The sequence below is a fragment of the Cupriavidus pauculus genome (genome assembly GCF_002858765.1).
Lineage (GTDB): Bacteria > Pseudomonadota > Gammaproteobacteria > Burkholderiales > Burkholderiaceae > Cupriavidus > Cupriavidus pauculus_B.
Map to the genome: position 1 here is coordinate 131,680 of NZ_PJRP01000002.1, position 26,485 is coordinate 158,164.

A 26,485-nucleotide genomic window follows, 5' to 3' on the forward strand; every position below is an offset into this window, starting at 1 on the left:
GTGCGGTCATGCGATGCCACGGCGTCGGGCCGAGGGCCTGGCGCCGCGCCGGGCAGAGCGGGGGAACCTCCTCATCCCCTATAATTCCGGGTTGTTCGTCCCCAAGTCGCCCCCAAGTGTCCTGACACGATTCCACAGGTGCTGCGCGGCTAACCTCAGGGGCGCCCCCCCAACTCCAGGTAAGGCTGACCGCCAAGCGGCCCCATCTCAAGACATTCGGCCATGAAAGCCATCGAAATTACCGATGTCCGCAAGCGCTACCGCAACCTGCAGGCGCTCAAGGGTGTCAGTTTCAGCGTCGAGCGCGGCGAATTTTTCGGCCTGCTCGGCCCAAACGGCGCGGGCAAGACCACGCTGATCTCCATTCTGGCGGGGCTGAACCGCGCCGATTCGGGTACGGTCAGCGTGCTGGGTCAAGATGTGGTGGACGACTACCGCATGGCGCGCCGCATGCTGGGCGTGGTGCCCCAGGAGCTGGTTTTCGATCCGTTCTTCACGGTGCGCGAGACGCTGCGGCTGCAGTCCGGCTATTTCGGCCTGAGGCGCAACGACGACTGGATCGACGAGATCATGGCCAATCTCGATCTCACCAACAAGGCAGACAGCAATATGCGCCAGCTGTCGGGCGGCATGAAGCGCCGCGTGCTGGTGGCCCAGGCTCTGGTGCATCGTCCGCCCGTGATCGTGCTGGACGAACCGACCGCTGGCGTGGACGTGGAGCTGCGCCAGACGCTGTGGAAGTTCATTTCGCGCCTGAATCGCGAAGGCCACACGATCATCCTGACCACCCACTACCTGGAAGAAGCCGAGGCGCTGTGCGACCGCATCGCCATGCTCAAGTTCGGCGAGGTGGTGGCGCTGGACCGCACCAGCAGCCTGCTGAACCAGTTTGCGGGACTGCAACTGGTTCTGACACTTTCGCGCGGTACGCTGCCGGCCGAGCTGGAAGCGCTGCGCACGCCGGGCAACCCGGGCGAGCGCGCCTATCGGCTGCGGCTGTCGGGCTACGAGGCCGTGGAGCCCATCCTGGCCGCGCTGCGCGCCGCCGGTTGTGAAATCGAAGACATGGAAATCAGCAAGGCCGACCTGGAGGACGTGTTCGTGCAGATCATGCGCCGGGAAGGCGAGATGCCCGGCAGTACGCCGAACGCAGCCATGGAGGCCGCGGCATGAAGAATCCCGTGGAGGTCAATGTGGCCCAGCGCGAGGAACAGCGCCTGGCATCGATGGGCGTCGGCGGCCTGGTTGGCTTCCGCACGCTGCTCTACAAGGAAGTGCTGCGTTTCTGGAAGGTGTCGTTCCAGACCGTGGCCGCGCCGGTGCTGACCGCCGTGCTGTACCTGCTGATCTTCGGCCATGTGCTCGAAGACCGGGTGCGCGTCTATGACCAGATCAGCTACACCGCTTTCCTGGTGCCGGGCCTGGTGATGATGAGCGTGCTGCAGAACGCGTTTGCCAACAGTTCGTCGTCGCTGATTCAGTCCAAGATCACGGGCAACCTGGTGTTCATCCTGCTGCCGCCGCTGTCGCACTGGGAAATGTTCGGCGCCTACGTGACGGCGTCGATCATCCGCGGGCTCTGCGTGGGCCTGGGCGTGCTGCTGGTGACGGCGTGGTTTGCCCACCTGCATTTCGCGCATCCGCTCTGGATCCTGGTGTTCGGGCTGGCCGGTGCGGGCATCCTGGGCACGCTGGGGCTGATCGCCGGCATCTGGGCCGAGAAGTTTGACCAGTTGGCCGCGTTCCAGAACTTCCTGATCATGCCGGCCACGTTCCTGTCCGGTGTGTTCTATTCGATTCATTCCTTGCCGCCGTTCTGGCAGGCCGTGTCGCACGCCAACCCGTTCTTCTACATGATCGACGGCTTCCGCTTCGGCTTCTTCGGCGTGTCGGACGTGCCCCCGCTGCACAGCCTTGCCGTGGTGGTCGTGGCATTCGTGGTACTGGCCGGGCTGGCGCTGCGCCTGCTGCGCAAGGGTTACAAGCTGCGGCACTGATTCGCCGCCAATCACCGAATTCACAGAGACAGACATGCTGCCTACTCCGGAACAAGTCAGGGATTACATTGCCCAAGGATTGCCCTGCGAACATCTGCAAGTGGAGGGCGACGGCCAGCACTTCTTCGCCACGATCGTGAGCGGGGAGTTCGAGGGCAAGCGCCTGATCCAGCGGCATCAGCGCGTCTATGCGGCGCTGGGCGACCGCATGCGCGCCGAGATCCATGCGCTGTCGATGAAGACGCTGACGCCGGCCGAATGGCAAGCCGATGGCGCCAAGTAAGGCGCGTCGACACCCCAACAGACAACACACCGGCGGCAAGCAACCCCGCCGGCTGACAAGACAGAAACATGGACAAATTCCAGATCCAGGGCAACGGGCCGCTCAAGGGCGAAGTCCGCGTCTCGGGCGCCAAGAACGCCGCGCTGCCCATCCTGTGCGCCGGCCTGCTGACCGCCGATACCGTATCGCTGACCAACGTGCCCGACCTGCAGGACACGCGCACGATGCTCAAGCTGCTGCGCCAGATGGGCATGCAGGCTGACATGGTCAATGGCGCGGCCACGCTGAAGGGCGCTGACATCAATTCTCCCGAGGCTTCCTACGACCTCGTGAAGACCATGCGGGCGTCGATCCTGGTGCTCGGGCCGCTGGTGGCGCGCTTCGGCGAGGCCCGTGTGTCGTTGCCGGGCGGCTGCGGCATCGGTGCCCGCCCCGTGGATCAGCACATCAAGGGCCTGCAGGCCATGGGCGCCGAGATCAACATCGAGCACGGCTTCATCCATGCCCGCGCCAGCCGCCTGAAGGGCGCCCGCGTGGTGACGGACATGATCACCGTGACCGGCACCGAGAACCTGCTGATGGCGGCCACGCTGGCCGAAGGCGAGACCGTGCTGGAAAACGCCGCGCGTGAGCCCGAGGTGACCGACCTGGCCGAACTGCTGGTGAAGATGGGCGCCAAGATCGACGGCATCGGCACCGACCGTCTGATCGTGCAAGGCGTGGACAAGCTCCACGGCGCGCAGCACAGCGTGGTGGCCGACCGTATCGAGGCCGGCACGTTCCTGTGCGCGGCCGCCGCGTCGCTGGGCGACATCGTCGTGCGCGGCATCCCGCCGCTGATCCTTGACGCTGTGCTGCTCAAGCTGCGCGAGACCGGCGCCACGATCGAGACCGGCGACGACTGGATCCGCCTGGTCATGCCGCAACGCCCGCAGGCCGTGAGCTTCCGGACGTCGGAATACCCGGCGTTCCCGACCGACATGCAGGCCCAGTTCATGGCGCTGAACGCCGTGGCGGAAGGCACGGCGCGCATCACCGAGACGATCTTCGAGAACCGCTTCATGCACGTGCAGGAGCTGAACCGTCTGGGCGCGAACATCACGGCCGAGGGCAATACCGCGGTGGTGACCGGCGTGCCGCGCCTGTCCGGCGCCAACGTCATGGCCACCGACCTGCGCGCGTCGGCCAGTCTGGTCATCGCCGGCCTGGTGGCCGATGGCGAAACGACGATCGACCGGATCTATCACCTGGATCGCGGCTACGACCGCATGGAAGACAAGCTGTCGGCCGTCGGCGCAAAGATCCGCCGCATCGCCTGAGCCAGAGGCCGCCGCATCAAGCTGCCCCAAGCCGCATCAAGCCGCCCCGAACCTAGAAGAACTGACGATGAGTCCCGCTTTCAACGCCTCGCCCAACCAGCTGACGCTGGCACTGTCCAAGGGCCGCATCTTTACCGAAACGCTGCCGCTGCTGGCCGCGGCCGGCATCCAGGTGACCGAGGACCCCGAGACCTCGCGCAAGCTGATCCTGCCGACTTCGGATCCGGCCGTGCGCGTGATCATCGTGCGTGCGTCGGACGTGCCGACGTACGTGCAGTACGGCGCGGCCGATTTTGGCGTGGCCGGCAAGGACGTGCTGATGGAGCATGGCATGACGGGCCTGTATGCGCCGATCGACCTGAACATCGCGCGCTGCCGCATGTCGGTGGCGGTGCCGGCCGGGTTCGACTACGCCAACGCGGTGCGGCAGGGTGCGCGCCTGTCCGTGGCCACCAAGTACGTGCAGACCGCCCGCGAGCACTTCGCCAAGAAGGGCGTGCATGTGGACCTGATCAAGCTGTACGGCTCGATGGAGCTGGGCCCGCTGGTGGGGCTGTCCGATGCCATCGTCGACCTGGTCAGCACCGGCGGTACGCTGCGTGCGAACAATCTGGTCGAGGTGGAGGAGATCGTGCAGATCTCGTCGCGCCTGGTGGTCAACCAGGCGGCGCTGAAGCTCAAACGGGAACGGCTGACGCCGATTCTCGAAGCATTTGAACGGGCCTCGGCGTCGCTCGCCTGAGGTACGCACAAGTTGAAACCGACCGGGAATCCGTCAGGGATTCCGCGAGGACAAGCAGTCATGAACGAAACCGATATGGAAAACCTGTCGATCCGCCGGCTCGACTCGACCGAGCCCGGTTTTGCCGAGGCCCTGCGCCAGGTGCTGGCGTTCGATGCGTCGGAAGACGAGGCCATCGATCGCGCTGCGGCCGATATCCTGGCTGACGTGCGCCGCCGCGGCGACGAGGCCGTGCTCGAATACACTCGCCGTTTCGACCGTCTAGAAGCCGCCTCGATGGGCGCGCTGGAACTGTCGCAATCCGAACTGGAAGCGGCACTGGAAGACCTGGAGCCGAAGCGCCGCGCTGCGCTGGAGGCCGCCGCCGCACGGGTGCGCGCCTACCACGAGAAGCAGAAGATCGAATGCGGCAGCCATAGCTGGGAATACACCGAGGCCGACGGCACGATGCTGGGCCAGAAGGTGACCCCGCTGGACCGCGTAGGCCTGTACGTGCCGGGCGGCAAGGCGGCGTACCCGTCGTCGGTGCTGATGAATGCCATTCCCGCGCGCGTGGCCGGCGTCAAGGAAGTGATCATGGTTGTGCCCACGCCCGGTGGCGTGCGCAACGAACTGGTGCTGGCCGCCGCGCAGATCGCCGGCGTGGACCGCGTGTTCACGATTGGCGGTGCGCAGGCCGTGGGCGCGCTGGCCTTTGGCACCGCCACGCTGCCGCAGGTCGACAAGATCGTCGGCCCGGGCAATGCCTATGTGGCCGCCGCCAAGCGCCGCGTGTTCGGTACGGTCGGTATCGACATGATCGCCGGCCCGTCCGAGATCCTGGTGATCTGCGACGGCACGACCGATCCGGACTGGGTGGCCATGGACCTGTTCTCGCAGGCCGAACACGATGAACTGGCGCAGTCGATCCTGCTGTGCCCGGACAAGGCCTACCTGAACCGCGTGGAAGAGAGCATCCAGCGCCAGTTGCCGACGATGCCGCGTCGCGAAGTGATTGCCGCCTCGCTGGTGGGACGCGGCGCGCTGATCAAGGTGCGCGACATGGAAGAAGCCTGCGAGATCGCCAACGCCATCGCGCCCGAGCACCTGGAAATTTCCGCCGAAAACCCGCGCCAGTGGAGCGAGAAGATCCGCCACGCGGGCGCCATCTTCCTGGGCCGCTATACCAGCGAATCGCTGGGCGACTACTGCGCCGGCCCGAATCACGTGCTGCCCACCTCGCGCACCGCGCGCTTCTCGTCGCCGCTGGGCGTGTATGACTTCCAGAAGCGCTCGAGCCTGATCGAGGTCAGCGAGGGCGGGGCGCAGATGCTGGGCCAGATCGCCGCCGAACTGGCCTATGGCGAAGGGCTGCAGGCGCATGCGCGCTCGGCCGAGTACCGATTCAAGCGTTAAGCATCTTCTTAAAGCCGGAACCACAAGGACCAACATGTCAGCCGTAGACCCATCCCTGATCGAACGCATCATCCGTGACGACGTACGCGCCATGGGCGCCTACCATGTCGCCGACTCGCACGGACTGGTGAAGCTCGACGCGATGGAGAATCCGTACCGGCTGCCGCCCGATCTGCGCGCGCAACTGGCGTCGCGGCTGGGCGAGGTGGCCCTGAACCGGTATCCGGTGCCGAGCAGCGAGGCGCTGCGCGCGCGGCTCAAGTCGGTCATGAAGGTACCGGCCGGCATGGACGTGATGCTGGGCAACGGTTCGGACGAACTGATCAGCATCATTTCGCTGGCCGCGTCGAAACCGGGTGCCAAGGTGCTGGCGCCGGTGCCGGGCTTCGTCATGTATGCAATGTCGGCCCAGTTTGCCGGCCTTGGGTTTGTCGGCGTGCCGCTGCGCGCGGATTTCACGCTGGACCGCGCCGCCATGCTGGCCGCGATGGCCGAGCACAAGCCCGCCATCATCTATCTGGCCTACCCGAACAACCCGACCGGCAACCTGTTCGACGCCGCCGACATGGAAGCCATCGTGCGCGCCGCGCAGGGCGAGGTGTGCCAGAGCCTGGTGGTGGTGGACGAAGCCTACCAGCCGTTCGCCCAGGAAAGCTGGATGCCGCGCCTGACCGAGTTCGGCAACCTGCTGGTGATGCGCACGGTGTCGAAGCTGGGCTTGGCCGGTATCCGCCTGGGCTACATGGCGGGCTCGCCGGAATGGCTGTCGCAACTGGACAAGGTGCGCCCGCCGTACAACGTCAACGTGCTGACCGAAGCCACCGCGCTGTTCGCACTGGAACACGTGGATGTGCTGGACGACCAGGCCGCCCAGTTGCGCGCCGAACGATCGAAACTGGCCGACGCCATGTCGGCGATGGCAGGTGTGACGGTCTATCCGAGCGCCGCCAACTTCCTGCTGGTTCGCGTGGCGAATGCGGCACAGACGTTCGAGCGACTGCTGGCGCGGAAGGTATTGATCAAGAACGTGAGTAAAATGCACGCATTGCTGGCCAACTGTCTGCGCGTGACGGTCAGCACGCCCGAAGAAAACGCGCAGTTTCTTGAGGCATTCAACGCCTCATTGCAGGATTAACCCCACCATGCGTGTTGCAGAGGTCACCCGCAATACCTCGGAAACGCAGATTCGCGTTTCGCTGAACCTTGATGGCACCGGCCGCCAGAAGCTGGCTTCCGGTGTGCCGTTCCTCGACCACATGCTGGACCAGATTGCCCGGCATGGCATGTTCGACCTGGAGGTCGAGGCCACGGGCGACACCCATATCGACGACCACCATACGGTGGAGGACGTTGGCATTACGCTGGGCCAGGCCGTGGCGCGCGCCATCGGCGACAAGAAGGGCATTACCCGCTACGGCCACAGCTACGTGCCGCTGGACGAGTGCCTGTCGCGCGTGGTGATCGACTTCTCGGGCCGTCCGGGACTGGAATTCCACGTGCCGTTCACGCGCGCCCGGGTGGGTAGCTTCGATGTCGATCTGACGATCGAGTTCTTCCGTGGCTTCGTCAATCACGCCGGGGTGACGCTCCATATCGACAACCTGCGTGGCATCAATGCTCACCACCAATGCGAAACGGTGTTCAAGGCCTTTGGCCGTGCGCTGCGCATGGCGGTGGAGCTGGATCCGCGCGCGGCCAACCAGATTCCATCGACCAAGGGTACGCTCTGACCCATACTGGCTACTGACCTGAAACACTGACCTGCGCCCCCATATAGCAGGCGTGCCGGCTGGTTGCGGCGACGCTAACAACCACTGACACTCCTGCATCCGATGGATACGCTCAAGTCTTTCATCTCGCTGCTGGCGCTGATCAATCCGATCGGGGCGATCCCGTTCTTCATCAGCCTGACCAGCCAGCAGACCGAGGCGGAAAAGCTGAAGACGATCAAGACGGCGTCGATTGCCGTGGCGATCGTGGTGGGCTTGTCGGCGTTGCTGGGCCAGCAGATCATTGAGTTCTTCAATATCTCGGTGGCGTCGCTGCAGGTGGGGGGCGGGCTGATCATGATCATGATGGCCATGAACATGCTCAACGCCCAGACCGGGCGGACCAAGGCCACGCCCGAGGAAGAGGACGAGGCGGAGGCCAAGACCAGTATCGCGGTGGTGCCACTGGCGCTGCCGCTGCTGACCGGGCCGGGTTCGATCAGCACCGTGATCGTGTATGCGGGCAAGACGCACCACTGGTACGAACTGCTGATCCTGGTTGGAATTGGCGTGATTCTGGGTGTGGTGGTGTATGGCACATTCCGTGCGGCGGATCCCATCGCACGGGTGGTTGGCAGGACCGGGATCAATATCGGCACGCGCCTGATGGGCTTGATCCTGTCGGCGCTGGCCGTTGAATTCATTGTGGACGGGCTGAAGACATTGTTGCCTGTTTTGAAATCATGACTACCATAGCAATTGTGGATTACGGCATGGGCAACCTGCGCTCGGTGGCGCAGGCTCTGCGTGCCGCGGCACCGGAAGCGAACGTGCAGGTTGTGGACCGCCCTGAAGCGATCCGCGCGGCGGACCGCGTGGTGCTGCCGGGGCAGGGTGCGATGCCCGACTGCATGGGGGCCCTGGGGGAATCGGGCCTGCAGCAGGCCGTGCTGGAAGCCGCGGCGTCGAAGCCGATGCTGGGTGTGTGCGTTGGCGAACAGATGCTGTTTGAACGCAGCAGTGAAGCGAGGTCGGGCGCCGACAGCACGCCGGCGCTGGGCCTGATGCCGGGCGACGTGATCCGCTTTGAACTGAACGGGATGACGCAGCCGGATGGCTCGCGCTTCAAGGTGCCGCAGATGGGCTGGAACCGCGTGCGGCAGGCGCTGGCGCATCCGATGTGGCAGGGCATCCCGGACGACAGCTGGTTCTACTTCGTACACAGCTATTATGTGCAGGCGCAGGACCCCGCGCATATCGCCGGCGAGACGGATTACGGCGTCGTGTTTACCAGCGCGGTGGCACGCGATAATATTTTCGCCACGCAGTTCCACCCGGAGAAGAGCGCCGCGATGGGTTTGCAGCTATACCGGAATTTCGTGCATTGGAATCCGTAAAGCGTTAGAAGCACCTGTTACCAGAAGCGCCACAAGATCAACAGCGATACCTGTCGTTCAGAGCCACCGACCCAGACTGCATCCACTGCAAAACTGACATGACCTGAGCGCCCGCGCAGCCGCGCTGGCATCGCTGCCCTTTTCCTTTTTACACAACCACCACGCTCGTTACGCTATGTTGCTCATTCCGGCCATCGACCTGAAGGACGGTCAGTGTGTACGCCTTAAACAAGGCGATATGGACCAGGTTACCGTCTTTTCCGAAGATCCCGCCGCCATGGCACGTCACTGGGTGAACCAGGGCGCGCGTCGCCTGCATCTGGTCGACCTGAACGGCGCATTTGTTGGCAAGCCCCGCAACGAGGCCGCCATCAAGGCCATCATCGCCGAAGTGGGCGATGAGATCCCAGTGCAGCTCGGCGGCGGTATCCGAGACCTGAACACGATCGAGCGCTGGCTCGACGACGGCCTGTCGTACGTGATCATCGGTACGGCCGCCGTGAAGAACCCCGGATTCCTGAAGGACGCCTGCTCGGCGTTCGGCGGGCACATCATCGTCGGGCTCGATGCCAAGGACGGCAAGGTGGCCACCGATGGCTGGAGCAAGCTGACCGGTCACGAAGTGGCGGATCTGGCACGCAAGTACGAAGACTACGGCGTGGAAGCCATCATCTACACCGACATCGGCCGCGACGGCATGCTGCAGGGCATCAACATCGACGCCACGGTCAAGCTGGCCCAGTCGATGTCGATCCCGGTGATTGCCAGCGGCGGCCTGTCGAACCTGGCTGACATCGACCAGCTCTGCGCCGTCGAACACGAAGGCGTGGAAGGCGTGATCTGCGGCCGTGCGATCTATTCGGGCGACCTGGTCTTCGCTGACGCCCAGGCGCTGGCGGACAAGCTGGCGGCCGAGTAACGCCGCCAGGCAGGACGCCACAACCAGCCGTGCCCCGGGCGGGCACGGCAGGCAAGGAATCACATGCTAGCCAAACGTATCATCCCCTGCCTGGACGTCACCAACGGGCGGGTGGTCAAGGGTGTCAACTTCGTCGAACTGCGCGATGCGGGCGACCCTGTGGAAATCGCACGCCGCTATGACGAGCAGGGTGCCGACGAAATCACATTTCTGGACATCACCGCGACCAGCGATGGCCGCGACCTGATCCTCAATATCATCGAGGCTGTGGCTTCGCAGGTGTTCATCCCGCTGACCGTTGGCGGCGGCGTGCGCGCCGTGGAAGACGTGCGCCGGCTGCTCAACGCCGGTGCGGACAAGATCAGCGTGAATTCGTCCGCCATCGCCAACCCGCAACTGGTTTCAGACGCCACCGGCAAGTACGGCTCGCAGTGCATCGTGGTGGCCATCGATGCCAAGCGCACCTCGGCGCCGGGCGAGCCGGCCCGCTGGGAAGTCTTTACCCATGGCGGCCGCAAGGCGACTGGCCTGGACGCCGTGGAATGGGCCAGCGAGATGGCGCGCCGTGGCGCGGGAGAAATCCTGCTGACCAGCATGGACCGTGACGGCACCAAGAGCGGGTTCGACCTGGAACTGACGCGCGCGGTCAGCGACGCCGTGCCGGTACCCGTTATTGCATCAGGTGGCGTGGGCGGCCTGCAGGATCTGGCCGACGGCATCAAGCTCGGCCACGCCGATGCGGTGCTGGCCGCCAGCATCTTCCACTACGGCCAGCACACGGTTGGCGAAGCAAAGGCATTCATGGCCCGCGAGGGCATCCCCGTCCGGATCTGATCATGGCAAAGAAGTGGTTGAACAAGGTGAAGTGGGACGACAACGGCCTGGTGCCGGTGATCGTCCAGGAGACGGGCTCCAATGACGTGCTGATGTTCGCGTTCATGAACCGCGAGGCGCTGCAGCGTACGGTAGAGCTGGGCGAGGCCGTGTTCTGGTCGCGCTCGCGCAAGCGCCTGTGGCATAAGGGCGAGGAATCTGGCCACGTGCAGAAGGTGCACGAAATCCGCTTGGACTGCGACGAGGACGTGGTGCTGCTGAAGGTCACGCAGGTGGACAGCATTGCCTGCCACACGGGCCGGCACTCGTGCTTCTTCCAGAAATTTGAAGGCGATGTCGAGTCGGGCGACTGGCATACCGTCGAGCCGGTGCTCAAGGACCCGTCGACGATCTACTTGGCCAAGCCATGAGCCAGGACAAGACAATCGACGCGGCCGATTCGGCTGACGTATTGGCCCGCGTAGCCGCCACGCTGGCATCGCGCAAGCCTGAAAACGGCGGCGATCCCGACAAATCCTATGTCGCCAAGCTGTTCAAGAAGGGCGACGACGCCATCTTGAAGAAGATTGGCGAGGAAGCCACCGAAACCGTGATGGCGGCCAAGGACGCCCGTGCGGCCGGCCTGGGCGACGAAGCCGTGGGCAAGGTGGTCTACGAAGTGGCCGATCTGTGGTTTCACACGATGGTGCTGCTCGCGCACATCGGTGCCACGCCCGCTGACGTCGTCAACGAACTGGCGCGCCGCGAAGGGCTGTCGGGGCTGGTCGAGAAAGCCAGTCGCAAGGAGTAGCATTAAGCCTATGGCCGCCCGGAAATGTTCCGGGAACGGCATAACGCGGTGCAACGCTGGAGGGCACGATGGCGACGGACTACACCACGCAGGTGACGACAACCGCGGATGCGGACAAGCTCGACGGATTGCGCAAGCTGACGCACATCCTTTACGCGCTATATGCGATTCACTGGTTTACGGGCGGCATTACGGCGCTGATCGCGATCATCGTCAACTACGTCAAGCGCGACGATACCCGGGGGACGGTCTATGCCACGCACTTCGCATGGCAGATCCGCACGTTCTGGTGGTCGATCGTCTGGTACGTAGTGGGCGGCTTCATGTTCGTGACGGTGTTGCTGTTCCCGGTGGCAATCGCCGTTTTCTGCATTTTGTCACTGTGGATACTGTATCGTATCGTCAAGGGCTGGCTGTACCTGAACGACCGCAAGCCGATGTACCCGGGCGAGGCGTTCTGAGGCCGGACTGGCAAGATCAAGAGAAAAGTGGCAGCAGGGCGGCACGATTTCCTGCAATGTGCTGACAGGCTGCAACAAGAACTTCATGAAATCCCAGGACAATTGCGTTTTCTGCAAGATCGTGGCCGGTCAGATCCCGTCCAATAAGCTGTACGAGGACGACGATCTGCTGGCGTTTCACGATATCCATCCCAAAGCGCCGGTACATTTTCTGGTAATTCCGAAATCGCATGTCGATTCGCTGGCTGAATGCGGACCCGGCGATGCGGATGTGCTTGCTAGAATAATGCTCAAGGTGCCTGAACTGGCGCGCCTGGCCGGCTGCCACAACGGCTTCCGTACGGTAATCAATACCGGCACGGACGGCGGACAGGAGGTGTTTCACCTCCATCTGCACGTACTCGGCGGCCCACGCGACCAGTGGAAGTCACCGGCGTTCTGAACAGATATTCAGGACAGCCAGGGCATGAGAAAGGGGCTGGGACAGCGATGTCCCGGCCAGATGTTGCGTCGGGTACCGTCGCCCCGACGCGGCCTTTGAAGGACGGAACTACGGGGCCGGGCGATCATATTCCGACGCCTGCGGCTTTATCAGGAGCAAGAAATGGGTTCGTTTAGCATTTGGCACTGGCTGATCGTGCTGGTGATCGTCATGCTCGTCTTCGGTACCAAGAAGCTGCGCAATATCGGCCAGGATCTGGGCGGCGCGGTGAAGGGCTTCAAGGACGGCATGAAGGACGGCAACGCCGAAGAACCTGGCGCCAAGCCGGCTGCAGCCAAGGAACTGCGCGACACCACCACGATCGACGTGGAAGCCAAGGAAAAGCAGCGCCAGGAATAATCCACCGGCCGATTTTTCCTTGTCAGTCATCCTCCCGGCGGCCGCGCCTGGCGCGGCCCGCCTGTCCTGTGTCTCAGTTCCGGTTTTCGCATGATCGATCTCGGCATTTCCAAGCTGGCACTGATTGGCGCCGTGGCGCTGATCGTGATCGGCCCCGAGCGTCTGCCGAAGGTGGCGCGTACGGTTGGCGCACTGGTTGGCCGCGCGCAGCGCTATATCAATGACGTGAAGGCCGAGGTTAGCCGCGAGGTGGAACTCGAGGAACTGCGCAAGATGCGCACGGAATTCGAGAACGCCGCACGCGACGTCGAGCAGACCATCCACAAAGAAGTCAACGAACACACCCAGGCGCTGAACGAGGCACTGGGCGGTGTGGAGGCTTCCGGTACATCCGACGCCGACACCAGCGGTGTCAGTGCCGGATACGTGCCCAGCTGGGACAGTGCGCACAAATCCCACAATGGTCGCAAGAGCTGGCGCGTCAAGCAGGGCGCCCGGCCGGTCTGGTTCAAGCGCCAGCAGAACGTGCGTGTGTGGGTGCAGTCAGGCGCCGCTCGCGTCAAGCGTCATCGCCCGGCCAGCGGCCGTAACCGTTCCTTCTTCGAGTAAGCATGGCGGGCACCCAAGACCCCAACGACTCTCACGATCCCAGCGGCGAGTCCCAGCAAGAGACTTTCATTTCCCACCTGATCGAGCTGCGCGAGCGGCTGGTAAAGGCGGTGGCCGGGGTCATCATCGTCTTTCTCGGCCTGGTCTACTGGGCGGCGGAAATCTTCAACCTGTTTTCCGCGCCGCTGACGCAGTCGCTGCCCAAGAACGGCCGCATGATCGTGACCGATGTCACCGGGTCGTTCTTCGTGCCGATGAAGGTCACGATGCTGGTGTCGTTCCTGATCGCGCTGCCGTGGGTGCTCTACCAGATCTGGCGCTTCGTTGCACCGGGCCTGTACCAGCATGAGAAGAAACTGATCCTGCCGCTGGTAAGCAGCACCTACGTGCTGTTCCTGTGCGGCGTGGCATTCGCGTACTTCCTGGTGTTCCCGACCGTGTTCCACTTCATGGCGCACTACAACGCGCCGCTCGGCGCCGAGATGTCGACCGACATCGACAAGTACCTGAGCTTTGCCATCACCACGTTCCTAGCATTCGGCATCACGTTCGAGGTGCCGGTGGTGGTGATCGTGCTGGTCAAGTTCGGTGTGGTGGAACTGGAAAAACTCAAGCAGATCCGCCCGTACGTGATTGTTGGCGCCTTCATCATCGCCGCCGTGGTCACGCCGCCTGATGTGATGTCACAACTGTTGCTGGCCGTGCCCCTAGTCATGCTGTACGAACTGGGCCTGCTGATGGCACGTTTTGTGACAAAACAGCCACTTGGCACCCCCGCCGAAGGCGAAACCCAGGCAGATTAAGTTCCGGCGCAGTTGTTAACGGGCTGTATTCCGACGGTCTGAATGCTGCGCCGCGCACCAAATTGGTGAATTTTCTGTGGTTTGCTGTTGCTTCGTCACAACAAGAAGCGTCGGTAAACCGTGTTTACGGCGAAAAAGACTTCTGACGCGCTGGGGGGGTGACACATAATACGACGCAGACGTGAAGGTTAATGCGTCGCCCAAGCACTTGGGCAACCAAGATTTCCCAATCAGTTGACAAGGAAAGTGTCGATATGAAGATGAAACTGTTTGCAGCTGCCGTTGCCGCTCTGGCCGCCGGCGGTGCCTATGCCCAGTCGAGCGTGACCCTGTACGGTGTGGTCGACGCTGGTATTGAATACCAGAACCACCAGCCGAACGTTGGCACCCAGACCGGCAGCCACGACGTCGTGCGCCTGAACTCGGGTAACATGTCCGGCAGCCGTTGGGGCCTGCGTGGCGTGGAAGATCTGGGCGGCGGCCTGAAGGGCGTGTTCGTGCTGGAAAGCGGTTTCAGCGTTGACACCGGTACGTCGGGCCAAGGCAACCGTCTGTTCGGTCGCCAAGCCTTCGTCGGTCTGCAGAGCCAGTTTGGCACGCTGACCCTGGGCCGTCACCAAACGCCGTTCTATGACTTCGGTCTGGCCTTCGACCCGATGGCCATTTCGTCGAACTACTCGATCACCTCGCAAGGTACCGAGTTCCAGTCGCGTGCTGACAACTCGATCAAGTACACCGGCACGTTCGGTGGCCTGACCGGCTCGCTGCTGTACAGCCAAGGCACGAACACCGGCGGCGCCGCTTCGGTGACCAACGGCGTGACGTACCAAGGCAACCAAGGCGAATTCCCGGGCTCGTACAAGACCGGCCGCGAATACAGTGCCAGCCTGATTTACAACGGTGGCCCGTTCTCGCTGGGTGCCGTGTTTGACGAAACGAACTTGGGCTTCAACCCGTACACGACCAACCTGGGCGCTGCCAAGATCCAACGCGCTTCGGTCGCTGGTACGTACGCTTTCGGTCCGGCCAAGGTGTTCGCTGGTTACCGCTATGCTCACGCCCTGCAAGGCGCAGCACTGCCGGGCGGCGCCAACACGCTGAACGCGACCGTTGCCAATGTCTCGAACCTGTACTGGCTGGGCATGGGTTACCAACTGACCCCGGCTCTGTCGCTGACGGGCGCCGCTTACTACCAAGACTTCCGCAACACCAAGGCTGATCCGTGGTCGTTCGTGGTGTCGACGGACTACGCCTTCTCGAAGCGCACCGACGCATACTTCAACGTCGCCTACGCCAAGAACAAGGACGGCTCGACGCTGGGTCTGTCGGGTACCGGCGCAGCTGGTTCGGGCTTCGGCGCGACCAACGGCTCGTCGAATCAATTCGGCGCTGTGGTGGGTGTTCGCCACAAGTTTTAATTTGACGCGGGTGTAAGCCCGCTTCAAATTCGGCTTGATCAAAACGCCGGCATTCGCAAGGATGCCGGCGTTTTGTTTTTGGCGAATGCATAGGCCCCGCAGGCCACGGTTGTCGACTGCTGTATTGGTGTGTTGGCTAACGAGATGAGCCGCGGGGTGAGCCCATATCGAGAGGCGGGGTCGACTGCATCGACATTAGGCCCTCGGCGCAGCTCCGGCTGATATTTCCCGATGGCACAAGGGGGATGGCATGCGCTCAATTGGATCTCGTGTAGCGCGCATTTCCGGCCCTATGCCCTTGGCGTTCACTACAAGGTGCGCAGCTAGCGCGAGGAGCGATCGATCACGCGTCAGTTCAGGCGTACGCTATCGGTTCGCGGCCCACAACGAAGGCCGTATCGACCTTCGCCGATTCTCTGCGGGAATACAAAAAAGCCCCGGCAGGGGCTTTTTGCATGGAAGCTGTAACGCTATGGATCCGCGATCCTCAACCAGCCGTTGGGCGGCTGCGCAACTGCCTGCCAGCGATCACTCTTCCTCATCCAGCGGTATGGCCCGGCGCGGCGGCGGGGGGCGCTTGCCGATCATCACGGCGATTTCGGCAGGCTTGCCGCGACGAATGACCTTCATCTTCACTTCGGCGCCAGGCTTGAGCTGGGCGATGGCATTGAGCAATGCCGTCGTATCAGAAATCACCTGGTTGTCGACGGATACCAGTACGTCACCGGGCTTCACGCCGGCCTTGTCGGCGGGGCCGCCCTGGACCACTGCGGCAATCAGCGCGCCTTCCTTCGCATCCAGGCCAAACGACTCGGCAATTTCCGGGGTCAGGTCTTGAGGCTCGACACCGATCCAGCCGCGCGTCACGCTGCCAGTCGAGATGATTGATTCCATCACCTGTTTGGCCGTCGACACGGGAATCGCGAAGCCGATACCCAGCGAGCCGCCCGAGCGCGAATAAATGGCGGTGTTGATGCCCAACAGGTTGCCCTGCGCATCCACCAGCGCGCCACCCGAGTTGCCTGGGTTGATGGCCGCGTCGGTCTGGATGAAGTTCTCGAACGTGTTGATGCCCAGATGGCTGCGCCCCAGCGCCGACACGATGCCCATCGTCACGGTCTGGCCCACACCGAAAGGATTGCCGATGGCCAGCACCACATCGCCCACCTTCACGTTCTCTATGCGGCCCAGCGTGATCGCAGGCAAATCCTTGAGCGTGATCTTGAGTACGGCCAGGTCGGTTTCGGGATCGGAGCCTACGACCTTTGCGTTGGCCTTGCGGCCGTCGGTCAGCGCCACCTCGATTTCATCGGCGCCGTCCACCACATGGTGGTTGGTTAGAATGTAACCCTCGGCGCTGACGATCACGCCCGAACCCAGGCTGGACACCGGCTCCTGGCGTTCCGGCAGCCGATCGCCAAAGAAGAACCGGAACCACGGATCCTCCGCCTGCGGGTTGGGCGACCGCTTCGTGCCGTTCTTGCTGGTGAAAATGTTCACCACTGCGGGCATGGCTTCCTTGGCGGCATCGCTGTAAGAACCCTGTGCCGCAGAGCCGGCCACACTCGGCACGACTTCCTTCAGTGCCACGATGGGCGACCCCGACTGCACGGCCACCCGCCCACGCTGCAGCCACTCGGGTTTGAGCGTGGCTACTACGAACCACACGGCCAGCACGACCGTGACGGCCTGAGCAAAGAACAGCCAGAATCGGCGCAACATATCGGAGTTTTGACCAGAAAATGAAAACTAAAGAGCTGGAATTGTACTTGAACGACCTGCTGGAAGTTTCCCGCTTCAAGGACTATTGCCCGAATGGGCTTCAAGTGCAAGGTCGTGCCGAAGTCACCCACATCGTCACCGGCGTGACGGCCAGCCTGGCGTTGATCGACGCCGCCATCGAGGCCGGCGCGGATACGATCCTGGTGCATCACGGCTACTTCTGGAAGAACGAAGATGCACGGGTCATCGGTCAAAAACACGCAAGATTGAAGAAACTGCTTGCAGCTGACATCAACCTGTTGGCCTTTCACCTGCCCCTGGACAATCACGCCGAACTGGGCAACAACGCGCAACTGGGCCTGCAGCTGGGCATCGCGCCCAACGGCCGTTTCAGTGATGACCAGCTGGGCTGGACCGGCACGTTGCCGCAGCCTATGCCACTGCGTGCGTTCGCCGCGCACGTGGGCGGCGTGCTCGATCGCGAGCCGCTCGCCATTGGCGATCCGAAGCAGATGGTGCGTAGCGTGGGCTGGTGCACGGGCGGCGCGCAAGGGTATTTTGCGGCGGCCGTGGCGGCGGGCGTGGATGTATACATCAGCGGGGAGGTGTCCGAGCCAACCACGCATCTGGCGCGTGAGAGCGGCGTGTCCTACATCGCGGCCGGCCACCACGCCACGGAGCGCTATGGCATCCGGGCCGTGGGCGAACATCTGGCGCAACGCTTCGATCTGCGCCACACCTTCATCGATATTCCGAACCCGGTCTGAGTCGCCGGGCCCGGAAATTTCAGCACGCCAGGTCAGGCGGGATCAGGGGCGCGGGGCCTTCAGGCTGTCGCGAATTTCGCGCAGCAGCTTGATGTCCTCGGGCGTTTCGGCCGGCTTCGGCGTTTCTTCTTCCTTCTCGCGCATCTTGTTGAACCCGCGGACCATCATGAAGATGATGAACGCCAGGATCACAAAGTTGACCGAGATAGTCAGGAAATTGCCGTAGGCGAACACCGGCACGCCGGCCTTCTTCAAGGCATCGAGGGTGTGCGGCACACCCGGCGGCGGCTCGGCCAGCATGACGAACATGTTGGAAAAATCGAGCTTGCCCACGACGCGGCCCACCAGCGGCATGATCAGGTCGTTGACGACAGAATCGACGATCTTCCCGAACGCAGCGCCGATGATCACACCCACAGCCAGGTCGATCACGTTGCCGCGCATCGCAAAAGTTCGGAACTCGCTCATCATTCCCATCGGTTTTTCTCCAATTTGTTGTTCCAGATTAACGTTTGTATTTGACAAAGCCTGCATCATCGCAACCTCGAGTGCAAGTCTGGATGCCGCGTTAGAACGCTTTCCGCAGCGATCCCACATCCGTTCCCATGACCGATTATCGGCGCCACGGCTATCAGTAGTTCGCCTATCGTCGCCAGATGTGCCTCAGGTATAATTTTTTGTTGACGCAGGATTCAATTGATGACATCCCCTGGGGTTTGGAATGAGTGACCAGCAAGACGTGAAGAACGTAGACAAAGGTCGCCGCAATTGGTTGATCGCGACATCAGTCGCGGGCGGCGTAGGAGGCGTTGCAGTAGCAGTACCGTTTGTCAGCACCTTTGCACCTTCGGAAAAGGCCAAGGCCGCCGGGGCGCCTGTCGAAGCTGACGTGAGCGGGTTGAAACCCGGCGAGATGATGACGGTGGAATGGCGTGGCAAACCGGTCTGGATTCTGCGCCGTACCCCCGAAATGCTTGCCTCGCTCAAGAAGACCGACGCAGAGGTTGCGGATCCCGGTTCCGACGTCCCCTTCACCATGAAGACGCCGGACTATTGCAAGAACGAGACCCGCTCGCGCGCCGAACACAAGGACCTGCTGGTCGTGGTCGGCATCTGCTCCCATCTTGGCTGCTCTCCTTCCGGCCCGTTTGCCTCGGGCGCCAATCCGCAGCTTGGCGCAGACCCGGGCTTCCTGTGCCCGTGCCACGGCTCCACCTTCGATCTCGCAGGCCGCGTCTTCAAGAACAAGCCTGCCCCGCAGAATCTTGACGTACCCCCGTACCAGTTCCTGACCGACACCAAGATCGTGATCGGCAAGGACGAGAAAGGAGAAGCGTGATCATGGCGGCCGAAAAAGAAGTCAAGACTACGGGGCTGCTGGGCTGGATCGATGCCCGTTTCCCCGCCACGCAGCTGTGGGAAGACCACCTCTCCAAGTACTACGCACCGAAGAATTTCAACTTCTGGTACTTCTTCGGATCGCTGGCCCTGCTGGTGCTGGTCATCCAGATCGTCACCGGCATCTTCCTGGTGATGAACTACAAGCCGGATGGCACCCTCAACCCCGCCGGCATTCCCGTGGCGTTTGCCAGTGTGGAATTCATCATGCGCGAGGTTCCGTGGGGCTGGCTGGTGCGCTACATGCATTCCACCGGCGCCTCGGCGTTCTTCGTCGTGGTGTACCTGCACATGTTCCGCGGGCTGCTGTACGGCTCGTATCGCAAGCCCCGCGAGCTGGTCTGGATCTTCGGCTGCCTGATTTTCCTGTGCCTGATGGCCGAAGCGTTCATGGGCTACCTGCTGCCTTGGGGCCAGATGTCGTACTGGGGCGCGCAGGTGATCGTGAACCTGTTCTCGGCGATCCCGGTGATCGGCCAGGACCTGTCGCTGTTCATCCGCGGGGACTATGTGGTGAGCGATGCCACGCTGAACCGCTTCTTCTCGTTCCACGTCATCGCGGTGCCGCTGGTGCTGCTGGGCCTGGTGGTGGCGCACATCATTGCGCTGCACGAAGTGGGTTCGAACAACCCGGATGGTGTGGAAATCAAGGCCAAGAAGGATGCAAACGGCGTACCGCTGGACGGCATTCCGTTCCACCCGTACTACTCCGTGCACGACCTGCTGGGCGTGACCGGCTTCCTGATCTGCTTCTCCGCCGTGATCTTCTTCTTCCCGGAAGTGGGCGGCTATTTCCTGGAAGCCAACAACTTCTTCCCGGCTGATCCGCTGAAGACGCCGCCGCACATCGCACCGGTGTGGTACTTCACGCCGTTCTACTCGATGCTGCGCGCCACGACATCGAACTTCCTGCCGATCCTGTGGCTGTTCTTCGCGGTCGTGCTGGGCATGGTGTTCCTGCGCAGCAAGGATGCACGCGTCAAGATCGGCTCGGTGGCTATCCTGGTCATCCTGGCTGCCGGCTTCAAGTTCATCGACGCCAAGTTCTGGGGTGTGCTGGTGATGGGCGGCTCGGTCATCGTGCTGTTCTTCATGCCTTGGCTCGATTGCTCGCCGGTCAAGTCCATTCGCTATCGTCCCGCTTTCCACAAGTCGATCCTGATCGTCTTCGTGGTGGTGTTCCTGGTCCTCGGCTACCTCGGCGTGCAACCGCCGTCGCCTGTGGGTGAGAAGGTGTCGCAGCTCGGTACGCTGCTGTACTTCGCCTTCTTCCTGACCATGCCGCTGTGGAGCCGTGCCGGCACGTTCAAGCCGGTGCCGGAGCGCGTCACGTTCCATCCGCACTAAGACGCTGCGCGACCCTACAAGAGGACAAGGACACAAGATGAAAAAGTTGCTTTCGATCTTCGCACTGGTCGGCGCGTGCCTTGCCGCGCTGCCCGCGATGGCCTCAGAAGGCGGTTATCCGCTGGAACCGGCTCCGCTGGATACCAGCGACGTCTCGTCGCTGCAGCGTGGCGCCAAGCTGTTCGTCAACTATTGCCTGAACTGCCACGGCGCGTCGATGATGCGCTACAACCGGCTCAAGGACCTGGACCTGACGGACGATCAAATCCGCCAGAACCTGTTGTTCTCGGCCGACAAGGTGGGCGAATTGATGACGATCGCCATGCCGCCGAAGGACGCCAAGGCCTTCTTCGGTGCCATGCCGCCGGACCTGTCGGTCATCGCCCGCGCCCGCGGCAATGATTGGCTCTACACCTACCTGCGCACGTTCTACCGCGACGACGCCCGCGCCACGGGCTGGAACAACCTGGTCTTCCCAAGCGTGGGCATGCCGCACGTGCTGTGGGAACTGCAGGGTCAGCGCGCACCGAAGTACGCCGAGGTGGAAGAGCATGGCGAAAAGGTACACAAGCTGGCCGGCTGGGAGCAGATCACTCCTGGCAAGATGAGCACGCAGGAGTACGACCAAGCGGTGGCTGACCTGGTCAACTACCTCAACTGGATGGCCGAACCGGCCCAAAGCCACCGCAAGCGCCTGGGTGTCTGGGTGCTGCTGTTCCTGGGCGTACTCACCGTGTTCGCCTGGCGCTTGAATGCCGCGTACTGGAAGGACGTGAAGTAAGGCCGCAGCCACGCGAGGACGGGCAGTTGTAACGGAATATGTAACAACGCAGGACTCGCCACCCGAAGGGCCGGCGCGGAAGTTGCAGCAGTGCAGCACCGCGCCGGCCCTTTCGTTTTGCGCTATTCGGGTCAGAAGCGTCCTACAAATCACGTATTGGCCCGACACGCTATTTGTAACTAATTTGCTTTTCGAGGGGCCGTTCTGACAGAATGTTTGCCCTGTCCAGACCTAGCTCCGCCAAGTTCGTCAAATTTCCATAGATTTGGCGCACTTCACACCCAAGGAATTCAACCATGATGGTGTTGTATTCGGGTACCACTTGCCCGTTTTCCCAACGTTGCCGCCTTGTCCTGTTTGAAAAGGGCATGGATTTCGAGATCCGCGACGTTGACCTGTTCAACAAGCCGGAAGACATTTCGGTGATGAACCCGTACGGCCAGGTGCCGATCCTCGTCGAACGCGACCTGATCCTGTACGAATCGAACATCATCAACGAGTACATCGACGAGCGCTTCCCGCACCCGCAACTGATGCCGGCAGACCCGGTGCAGCGCGCCCGCGCCCGCCTGTTCCTGTTCAACTTTGAAAAGGAACTGTTCACCCACGTTTACGTGCTGGAGAACGAGAAGGGCAAGGCCGCCGAGAAGAACCACGAGCGTGCTCGCGCCGCCATTCGCGATCGCCTGACCCAACTCGCGCCGATCTTCGTCAAGAACAAGTACATGCTGGGCGAAGAATTCTCGATGCTCGACGTGGCCATCGCCCCGCTGCTGTGGCGCCTGGACCATTACGGCATCGAACTGTCGAAGAACGCCGCACCGCTACTGAAGTACGCGGAACGCATCTTTAGCCGCCCTGCCTACATCGAAGCACTGACCCCGTCTGAGAAGGTCATGCGTCGCTAAGACGGACCCGACGCCACCGCACAAGCGTAATGCCAGAAACTTCCACCAAGCCCTACCTGATCCGCGCCATTTACGAATGGTGTACCGATAACGGCTTCACGCCGTATGTCGCAGTTTTTGTCGACGGCAACACCAACGTGCCGCGCGAGTTCGTGAAAAATAACGAAATCGTGCTGAACGTGAGCTTCGACGCGACCAGCGGTCTGGACATGGGCAACGAGTGGATTGCCTTCAGCGCACGCTTCGGTGGCGTCTCGCGCAAGATCGACGTGCCCGTGGAAAACGTGCTGGCGATCTATGCGCGTGAAAATGGCCAGGGCATGGCATTCCCGGTGGAGCGCAGCGTTCCCGAAACCCAGGTCGCCACGGAACGCGAAAACAACCCTCCCCCGAAACTGGCCCCGGTAGACGCCGATACGCCAGCACCGGTCACGGCGGAAGAGGGCGCAGACGGCTCGGACGATGATCCGAATCCGCCGCCCGTACCCCGCATCGGTGGCAAGAAGCCGTCTCTGAAGGTGGTTAAATAAGCCATCGCCAAGACACACCGCATGCAGTAGAATCGCGGTCTGCACCAAACATGCCGGCTTAGCTCATCAGGTAGAGCAGTTGATTTGTAATCATCAGGTGGCGGGTTCGAGTCCTGCAGCCGGCACCAGTTTCATGTGAAAAAGCCACGCTCTCGCGTGGCTTTTTTTGTTCGTAGTTCGTTCAACGGCTTAGATCAAACCTATCGTATTGCTCACAGCGCAGATCTTGCGGCCATTTTTAGAGCTAATTTGGCTCATCCAAAGTGGGCCTGGCGATGGCAGTTGGGGCACAGGGCAATTGCATTCTCGACGAAGCCCCTGCGGCGTCCTCACCGACAACAACCCATCAAACCAATACCGGCAAACCTTATCCCCCCACCGGCTTCCCCCCCACATGCCGCACCACCACCGTCGACGACCTTGACGGCAGATTCGCATCCGGCCAGTTCCCGCCAGCCGCGCCTGTCCCAGTCGGATGCTGGATGTTCACGAAGAACGTAGTCAGATCGGGCGTATAGGCCAGCCCGGTAATCTCGCACCCGACCGGCCCCACCAGCAGGCGGCGCACCTCGCGGGTGATCTGGTCTACGTAGTGCATCGAGTTGGCGCCGAAGATATTGGTTGTGGATGAACCTGTGCCCGCGTCCGTCTGTACCCACAGGCGGCCCTTGGGGTCCACGCGGATGCCGTCGGGACTGCTGAAGGTGGCGCCGATCATGTTGCCCTTCTGGTTTGCCGCCGCGATCGATGGGTCGCCGCCCAGTAGCAGGATTTCCCACTTGAACTTGGTCGCCAGCGGCGAATCGCCGTCTTCGCGCCAGCGGATGATGTGTCCGTGGGGATTGTTCGCGCGAGGATTGGCGGCGTCGGTCTGCACGCGGCCGCCGTTGTTGGTCAGGGTGCAGAAGATCGTCTTGTCCAACCCCACCGTGATCCATTCCGGCCGGTCCATCAGCGTGGCGCCCACCACGCGGGCGGCTGCCTTGGTGTTGACCAACACGTCTGCCTGGGTGTTGAAGTCGATCGCCGTGGGCGTGGGCGCCGTGGCGAACTGCGTCCAGTTGCCCGGGTCCGATGCGCCGGCCACCAGGCCATTCTTGCCCTGTGTCAGTTCGATCCAGTCGCCCGAGCCGTCGGCGTTGAACTTCGCGACGTACAGCGTGCCGTTGTCCAGCAGGCTCGCATTGTTCAGTCGATTGGTCGCGTCGAATGCGCTGCCGGGGATGAACTTGTAGATGCAGCCCGGCGTGCCGTCGTCGCCCATGTAGAAGGCCACGCGGTTATTGGCGTCGGCCATGAACGCGGTGTTCTCGTGGTCGAAGCGGCCCATGGCGGTGCGCTTCACGGGCAGGCCGGCAATCTGTTGCAGCGGGTCGATCTCGACGATCCAGCCGTAGCCTTCCTCGGTTTGCGTGGGGTCCAGATAGTTGTCGGTGGTTTCCTCGCAGGTCAGGTACGTGCCCCACGGCGTATGGCCGCTGGCGCAGTTGTTGAGCGTGCCGATCACCACCGGGCCCACTGCGGCGGCAGCCGGGCCGGAGACGCGATAGGCCGTATTGCCCGAGTAGCGCTTGTTGTAGAGCGAGTTGCGCTTGATCTGCCATTTGTCGGCCACCAGTTCGATCTCGATGACCGACACGCCCACCGATGACAGCACGATGCGCTTTTGCTCGGCGGTGGCCGTGGCCGCGTTGTACGAACCCGCCATCAGGATGGCCGCGTCCGGCGCTTCATGGTTGATCGCCAGCAGGCCGCCCTTTTGCGGGTCGACGTCGGGGATCTCGAAGAAGTGCATGCCGTCGTGATTGCCACCGGCTTGCTGCTCGGTTTCCATCGACGTCTGGAACGCACCCTTGTAGCCGGCTGCGCCCGCCGCGACGGGGTCGCCGGCGGAGAACAGCACGTACGACTGGTAATCGTTGGCCACGGTCACCTGGTTGGCCGTGATCTTCGATGGCAGCGACTGGAAGTTGACGCTGTAGTCCAGCGGCTGCTGGCCCGGCGCGGGGGCCGGAGTGGGCGAGGGCGCCGGTGCCGCCCCGTTGTTGTCGTCGCCACCGCAGGCCGCCAGCAGCGTACTGCTGCCGAACGCGGACAGCAGCGACACCCCCAGGCTGCCGCGCAGCACGCGGCGGCGTGCGGGGTTGGCGGCGACCAGTTCTTCCAGCGTCTGTCCCGGTACGGTCTTGTTGCCTTCGGCTTCGCGACGCGGGGTGCGAAGCTTGTCGGTGATGTACGACATGTGTTCCTCCAGTATTTGTGCGGAGCCCACCGTGAAGACGGTGCCGGCGGGGAATAGCCGCGGCCGATACTAGGGAACAAATGTGTCGGTTTAGTTACTGAATGACTGATCATTCAGCCATTGAGGGGTGCCTCGTGGGTGCGGGTTCGAGGGATGCTTCAGTTTGCATGACCCGATCCGATAACGCTAAAGCAGGCAAGCCCCCAGTCGGGATTGCGGAGTCTGGTGCGATGGCTGAGGCGGTCAACCTCAAGGCTATGGCATCGGCGTTTGTCTCGCGCATAATCGGCGTCACGCCAAATCGACCCTTCCAGAAAAGGGCAATACATCGCTGGTAGTTCTTTGTTGGGTACAACAGGAGAGGTCAAACATGCATAGCAAACTGGCAGGCCGTCGCCCGGTGCGACTGGCCCTGGCAAGTCTCGTCGCCACGCTGGCCGCTTGCGGCGGAGGTGGAGACGACAATGGCGGATCGGTGATGCGCGTGTCCGAGGCATCCACGCTGTCGACGCAGGCTGTGAGCAACAGCGTCACGGCCAGTGCCACGCGCTGGATCCCGTCGGTCACCGACACGTGGCAGCTTCAGCTGCAAGGCACGATCAACACCAGCTACAACGTCGCCGTCTACGACATCGACCTGTTCGATACGCCGCAAACCACCATCAACGCGCTGAAGGCGCTGGGCAAGCGGGTGGTGTGCTATTTCTCGGCGGGCAGCAGCGAGAACTGGCGCGCCGACTTCTCGAAGTTCAAGCCGGCGGACATGGGTAACGCGCTCGATGGCTGGGCCGGCGAACGCTGGCTCGATACGCGCTCGGCCAACGTGCGCGCCATCATGCAGGCCCGCATGGACCTGGCGACGTCGAAGGGCTGCGATGGCATCGACCCGGACAACGTCGACGGCTATACCAACAACCCGGGCCTGCCGCTCACCGCGGCCACGCAGCTTGACTACAACCGCTTCCTGGCCGACCAGGCGCACGCCCGGGGCTTGGCCATCGGCCTGAAGAACGCCGTCGCGCAGTTGAGCGACCTGGCGCCGTCGTTCGATTTCGCAGTCAACGAGCAGTGCTTCCAGTACAACGAGTGCGGCGGCTATTCGGCCTTCACGGTGCAGGGCAAGCCCGTGTTCAACGTCGAATACCAGTCGAAGTGGAAGGATGCCGCCACGCGGCAGAAGCTGTGCGCCAAGGCCCAGGCGCTGAACCTGCGGACACTGGTGCTGCCGCTCGCGCTAAACGACAAGTTCCGCTACAGCTGCGACTGACTGTCT

The 26,485-nt window shown here is 62.6% G+C and carries 30 protein-coding genes and 1 tRNA gene; 28 read left to right on the plus strand and 3 right to left on the minus strand.

Features of this window, described 5'->3' with window-relative positions; all coding sequences use genetic code 11:
* Positions 1-222: 222 nt before the first annotated feature.
* The 20 genes from CYJ10_RS05420 (at position 223) to CYJ10_RS05515 (ending at position 15,517) form a co-directional block, all read left to right on the plus strand.
* Positions 223-1,173 (plus strand): ABC transporter ATP-binding protein, encoded by a 951-nt coding sequence (locus CYJ10_RS05420; protein WP_101680510.1) that lies wholly within the window; start codon positions 223-225, stop codon positions 1,171-1,173.
* A 53-nt stretch (positions 1,174-1,226) separates the two neighbouring features.
* Positions 1,227-1,997, plus strand: a complete 771-nt coding sequence (locus CYJ10_RS05425) for an ABC transporter permease (RefSeq protein ID WP_101681040.1) — start codon at positions 1,227-1,229, stop codon at positions 1,995-1,997.
* Positions 1,998-2,031: 34 nt separating this feature from the next.
* Complete coding sequence (locus tag CYJ10_RS05430; RefSeq protein ID WP_101680511.1) at positions 2,032-2,280, plus strand: BolA family protein; 249 nt, start codon at positions 2,032-2,034, stop codon at positions 2,278-2,280.
* Positions 2,281-2,348: 68 nt separating this feature from the next.
* The gene (murA, locus tag CYJ10_RS05435; RefSeq protein ID WP_101680512.1) at positions 2,349-3,599 is read left to right on the plus strand and encodes a UDP-N-acetylglucosamine 1-carboxyvinyltransferase; all 1,251 of its coding nucleotides are present in this window, start codon (positions 2,349-2,351) and stop codon (positions 3,597-3,599) included.
* A gap of 67 nt (positions 3,600-3,666) precedes the next feature.
* The gene (hisG, locus tag CYJ10_RS05440; RefSeq protein ID WP_101680513.1) at positions 3,667-4,341 is read left to right on the plus strand and encodes an ATP phosphoribosyltransferase; all 675 of its coding nucleotides are present in this window, start codon (positions 3,667-3,669) and stop codon (positions 4,339-4,341) included.
* A 60-nt stretch (positions 4,342-4,401) separates the two neighbouring features.
* Complete coding sequence (gene hisD, locus CYJ10_RS05445; protein ID WP_101680514.1) at positions 4,402-5,736, plus strand: histidinol dehydrogenase; 1,335 nt, start codon at positions 4,402-4,404, stop codon at positions 5,734-5,736.
* Between the two features lie 34 nt (positions 5,737-5,770).
* Positions 5,771-6,871, plus strand: coding sequence for a histidinol-phosphate transaminase (hisC, locus tag CYJ10_RS05450; protein WP_101680515.1), 1,101 nt, complete (start codon positions 5,771-5,773; stop codon positions 6,869-6,871).
* A 7-nt stretch (positions 6,872-6,878) separates the two neighbouring features.
* A complete protein-coding gene (gene hisB, locus CYJ10_RS05455; protein WP_066731163.1) occupies positions 6,879-7,466 on the plus strand; it encodes an imidazoleglycerol-phosphate dehydratase HisB in 588 nt (195 codons plus the stop codon).
* A gap of 102 nt (positions 7,467-7,568) precedes the next feature.
* Positions 7,569-8,192, plus strand: a complete 624-nt coding sequence (locus CYJ10_RS05460; RefSeq protein ID WP_101680516.1) for a YchE family NAAT transporter — start codon at positions 7,569-7,571, stop codon at positions 8,190-8,192.
* A complete protein-coding gene (gene hisH, locus CYJ10_RS05465; protein ID WP_180862848.1) occupies positions 8,189-8,842 on the plus strand; it encodes an imidazole glycerol phosphate synthase subunit HisH in 654 nt (217 codons plus the stop codon). The genes CYJ10_RS05460 and hisH overlap by 4 nt, the downstream gene beginning before the upstream one ends.
* Before the next feature lie 175 nt (positions 8,843-9,017).
* The gene (hisA, locus tag CYJ10_RS05470; RefSeq protein ID WP_101680518.1) at positions 9,018-9,761 is read left to right on the plus strand and encodes a 1-(5-phosphoribosyl)-5-[(5-phosphoribosylamino)methylideneamino]imidazole-4-carboxamide isomerase; all 744 of its coding nucleotides are present in this window, start codon (positions 9,018-9,020) and stop codon (positions 9,759-9,761) included.
* Between the two features lie 63 nt (positions 9,762-9,824).
* Positions 9,825-10,595 (plus strand): imidazole glycerol phosphate synthase subunit HisF, encoded by a 771-nt coding sequence (gene hisF / locus CYJ10_RS05475; protein ID WP_101680519.1) that lies wholly within the window; start codon positions 9,825-9,827, stop codon positions 10,593-10,595.
* A 2-nt stretch (positions 10,596-10,597) separates the two neighbouring features.
* Positions 10,598-11,005 carry a phosphoribosyl-AMP cyclohydrolase gene (hisI, locus tag CYJ10_RS05480; RefSeq protein WP_101680520.1) on the plus strand — a complete coding sequence of 136 codons (408 nt, stop codon included), beginning with the start codon at positions 10,598-10,600 and terminating at the stop codon, positions 11,003-11,005.
* Complete coding sequence (locus tag CYJ10_RS05485; protein WP_257993096.1) at positions 11,002-11,385, plus strand: phosphoribosyl-ATP diphosphatase; 384 nt, start codon at positions 11,002-11,004, stop codon at positions 11,383-11,385. Before hisI ends, CYJ10_RS05485 begins: the two co-directional genes overlap by 4 nt.
* Before the next feature lie 68 nt (positions 11,386-11,453).
* Positions 11,454-11,846: a DUF4870 family protein gene (locus tag CYJ10_RS05490; protein WP_101680521.1), complete on the plus strand. Its 393-nt coding sequence runs from the start codon at positions 11,454-11,456 to the stop codon at positions 11,844-11,846.
* 85 nt (positions 11,847-11,931) lie between these two features.
* On the plus strand, positions 11,932-12,288 hold the full coding sequence (locus CYJ10_RS05495; RefSeq protein WP_101681042.1) for a histidine triad nucleotide-binding protein: 357 nt from the start codon (positions 11,932-11,934) through the stop codon (positions 12,286-12,288).
* A 162-nt stretch (positions 12,289-12,450) separates the two neighbouring features.
* Positions 12,451-12,687, plus strand: coding sequence for a Sec-independent protein translocase subunit TatA (tatA, locus tag CYJ10_RS05500; RefSeq protein WP_066731139.1), 237 nt, complete (start codon positions 12,451-12,453; stop codon positions 12,685-12,687).
* A gap of 90 nt (positions 12,688-12,777) precedes the next feature.
* Positions 12,778-13,296: a Sec-independent protein translocase protein TatB gene (gene tatB, locus CYJ10_RS05505; protein ID WP_101680522.1), complete on the plus strand. Its 519-nt coding sequence runs from the start codon at positions 12,778-12,780 to the stop codon at positions 13,294-13,296.
* A 2-nt stretch (positions 13,297-13,298) separates the two neighbouring features.
* A complete protein-coding gene (tatC, locus tag CYJ10_RS05510) occupies positions 13,299-14,099 on the plus strand; it encodes a twin-arginine translocase subunit TatC (protein WP_101680523.1) in 801 nt (266 codons plus the stop codon).
* 254 nt (positions 14,100-14,353) lie between these two features.
* A complete protein-coding gene (locus CYJ10_RS05515; RefSeq protein ID WP_101680524.1) occupies positions 14,354-15,517 on the plus strand; it encodes a porin in 1,164 nt (387 codons plus the stop codon).
* Positions 15,518-16,045: 528 nt separating this feature from the next.
* On the opposite strand, the gene CYJ10_RS05520 is transcribed toward CYJ10_RS05515, so the two are convergent.
* Positions 16,046-17,239, minus strand: a complete 1,194-nt coding sequence (locus tag CYJ10_RS05520; protein WP_101680525.1) for a Do family serine endopeptidase — start codon at positions 17,237-17,239, stop codon at positions 16,046-16,048.
* 20 nt (positions 17,240-17,259) lie between these two features.
* On the opposite strand from CYJ10_RS05520, the gene CYJ10_RS05525 reads away from it, so the two are divergent.
* Complete coding sequence (locus CYJ10_RS05525; protein ID WP_101680526.1) at positions 17,260-18,006, plus strand: Nif3-like dinuclear metal center hexameric protein; 747 nt, start codon at positions 17,260-17,262, stop codon at positions 18,004-18,006.
* Between the two features lie 42 nt (positions 18,007-18,048).
* Here the strand turns inward: CYJ10_RS05525 and mscL are convergent, their stop codons facing one another.
* On the minus strand, positions 18,049-18,483 hold the full coding sequence (gene mscL / locus CYJ10_RS05530; RefSeq protein WP_101680527.1) for a large conductance mechanosensitive channel protein MscL: 435 nt from the start codon (positions 18,481-18,483) through the stop codon (positions 18,049-18,051).
* Between the two features lie 244 nt (positions 18,484-18,727).
* On the opposite strand from mscL, the gene petA reads away from it, so the two are divergent.
* From petA to CYJ10_RS05560, 6 genes are all read left to right on the plus strand, one after another.
* Positions 18,728-19,345, plus strand: coding sequence for a ubiquinol-cytochrome c reductase iron-sulfur subunit (gene petA / locus CYJ10_RS05535; protein ID WP_101680528.1), 618 nt, complete (start codon positions 18,728-18,730; stop codon positions 19,343-19,345).
* Between the two features lie 2 nt (positions 19,346-19,347).
* Positions 19,348-20,751, plus strand: a complete 1,404-nt coding sequence (locus CYJ10_RS05540; RefSeq protein ID WP_101680529.1) for a cytochrome b — start codon at positions 19,348-19,350, stop codon at positions 20,749-20,751.
* 37 nt (positions 20,752-20,788) lie between these two features.
* Entirely contained in the window at positions 20,789-21,532 is a 744-nt protein-coding gene (locus CYJ10_RS05545) for a cytochrome c1 (protein ID WP_101680530.1), read from the plus strand.
* 296 nt (positions 21,533-21,828) lie between these two features.
* Entirely contained in the window at positions 21,829-22,440 is a 612-nt protein-coding gene (locus tag CYJ10_RS05550) for a glutathione S-transferase N-terminal domain-containing protein (protein WP_008643086.1), read from the plus strand.
* Positions 22,441-22,469: 29 nt separating this feature from the next.
* A complete protein-coding gene (locus CYJ10_RS05555) occupies positions 22,470-22,970 on the plus strand; it encodes a ClpXP protease specificity-enhancing factor (protein WP_101680531.1) in 501 nt (166 codons plus the stop codon).
* 52 nt (positions 22,971-23,022) lie between these two features.
* Positions 23,023-23,098, plus strand: a tRNA-Thr gene (locus CYJ10_RS05560).
* 239 nt (positions 23,099-23,337) lie between these two features.
* On the opposite strand, the gene CYJ10_RS05565 is transcribed toward CYJ10_RS05560, so the two are convergent.
* Positions 23,338-25,212, minus strand: coding sequence for a PhoX family protein (locus CYJ10_RS05565; protein WP_101680532.1), 1,875 nt, complete (start codon positions 25,210-25,212; stop codon positions 23,338-23,340).
* Positions 25,213-25,582: 370 nt separating this feature from the next.
* Between CYJ10_RS05565 and CYJ10_RS05570 the strand changes: the two genes are divergently transcribed.
* Positions 25,583-26,479 (plus strand): endo alpha-1,4 polygalactosaminidase, encoded by an 897-nt coding sequence (locus CYJ10_RS05570; protein WP_101680533.1) that lies wholly within the window; start codon positions 25,583-25,585, stop codon positions 26,477-26,479.
* Positions 26,480-26,485 lie beyond the last annotated feature (6 nt).